The sequence below is a fragment of the Hyphomonas sp. UBA3601 genome (genome assembly GCF_002375605.1).
GTDB lineage: Bacteria > Pseudomonadota > Alphaproteobacteria > Caulobacterales > Hyphomonadaceae > Hyphomonas.
Map to the genome: position 1 here is coordinate 8,272 of NZ_DFME01000104.1, position 1,539 is coordinate 9,810.

Here is a 1,539-nt window from a genome sequence, read left to right on the forward strand (position 1 = left end):
AACTGACTTAGATGCAGAACGTTTCGGCGCCACTTGCAGGAAGTTCACTGCGCTTCTTTGTCCACTGCATGGTTCCCCCAATCTCACCAGACTGAGATTGGGCGTCGTAATGGATCAACCGTGAGCAGGATTGCCCAGCAATCCCAACTCCTTTTCCAACGCACTGAGACAGGCATCGGTGATCTCATCCCACGCCGTCCGCACTGATGCTAGCTGCCGCCTCCCAAATGAGAATGTGGATTTCCCCCACGCCTCCGAAGCCGTCGCAGCGTTAGCTGCCCACCTCACATTCGCGTTTGCCGCACATAATGCAGCCTTCGCTGACTCGGCTTCCGCAGCGTACCCACACTGCAAACCAGAGCTGTCCTTGGCGTTGTTCGGGTCGGCCCTCACCGCACGTGCGGACTCCGCCGCCTTGCTCATTTCTGCCGCCACTTCCTCCCCTCCTAACCGGCGATGCAGTAGGGTAATCGTTGGCTGAACAACATCTGCTTTATCGTGAGGCAAAGCGATTTCAAGCGCGCGGATTAGCATGTAATCACGTGCACGATCGGAGGCTTGGGGGGACAAACTGTCCATACGACCCAGCACGGCCCGATAGCGAACCATGAAGCCCATCCATCTATCATTGCTGGTGCCTTCATCCATTATATCCGTAAGACTCGCGAGCCATCGTGGCATGATCGAGGTCGGAACATCGTTTACACAGGAGATCGACGGACCAAGCGCGCCAAGCCAGCCGGCGACCCGACGGCCTTCTGCATCTTTTTCTTGAGTTTGGAAGGGACCGAAGTCTGGCACAACGCTGCAATCATTGCGGATAATGCCGCCATAAGCAGCAAGAGTGTCCCAGTTAATGAGCGCTTGTTTCAAAGTCAGGTCAGTCAATCCCAATCTCCTTTTGTCGGCGGTTCGAATGAGGTCCTCCACCTGTCTTCAATTTGCCGAGACTAGCAATTTTGAGCTGACATTCTAGAGCCTCTTTCGAACGGCAAATTGGGGCCAACTCTACCATGTCGCCGTCCAGCTCCTAAATGGTAGAGCCGATCCAGTCCGGTCGTTCACTCCGGCTGATCGCTCAGGCGTAATCTCGCCGATTGCAGACGTCCTGCCAAGACTATAGAGCGAGCCAATGGCAAACGCAGCACAGCCATTCCTGTTCATGTTCGGCTTTGAGAGCCCTACCGAACACGTTTTAAACGAGCGCGACGGCACAGACTTCGAGTCGAGCTGGGCTGTTTGGATTTCAGCCGACGACGGTGAGGCAGCGCTCGCGTGGGGACGGGAAATAGCCGAGCGATTTGTTGGTCTTCTCTACGAGCGGGCGAGCATGCCTCCACGCTCTTGGATCAATGACGGGTTTGCTCATTGGGTCAGCGATGACGCGCGCGAATTGGAAAGCGCGCGCTCTCAATCGTCTATTCCAAGTGTGCTCATTGGCCAGTTGCCCGACTTCTCTTGGGCGCTGGAACACTGGACGCGGTAGAGTCCACATTGGGCCAAAGTCTTCCAGTCATGCTTCCTCCGTTGAGTGGCGGG

The 1,539-nt window shown here is 55.9% G+C and carries 2 protein-coding genes; one reads left to right on the plus strand and one right to left on the minus strand.

Annotated elements, in window-relative coordinates:
• Nucleotides 1–114 precede the first annotated feature (114 nt).
• Entirely contained in the window at nt 115–888 is a 774-nt protein-coding gene (locus B4F73_RS10385; RefSeq protein ID WP_290480098.1) for a hypothetical protein, read from the minus strand.
• Nucleotides 889–1,132: 244 nt separating this feature from the next.
• Here B4F73_RS10385 and B4F73_RS10390 point away from each other — a divergent pair, with 244 nt between their 5' ends.
• Entirely contained in the window at nt 1,133–1,486 is a 354-nt protein-coding gene (locus B4F73_RS10390) for a hypothetical protein (RefSeq protein ID WP_290480097.1), read from the plus strand.
• The last annotated feature ends 53 nt before the right edge of the window (nt 1,487–1,539 follow it).

Coding starts and splice junctions, on each gene's coding strand:
- B4F73_RS10390 (WP_290480097.1), top strand. CDS start 1,133: ATGGCAAACGCAGCACAGCCATTCCTGTTCATGTTCGGCTTTGAGAGC.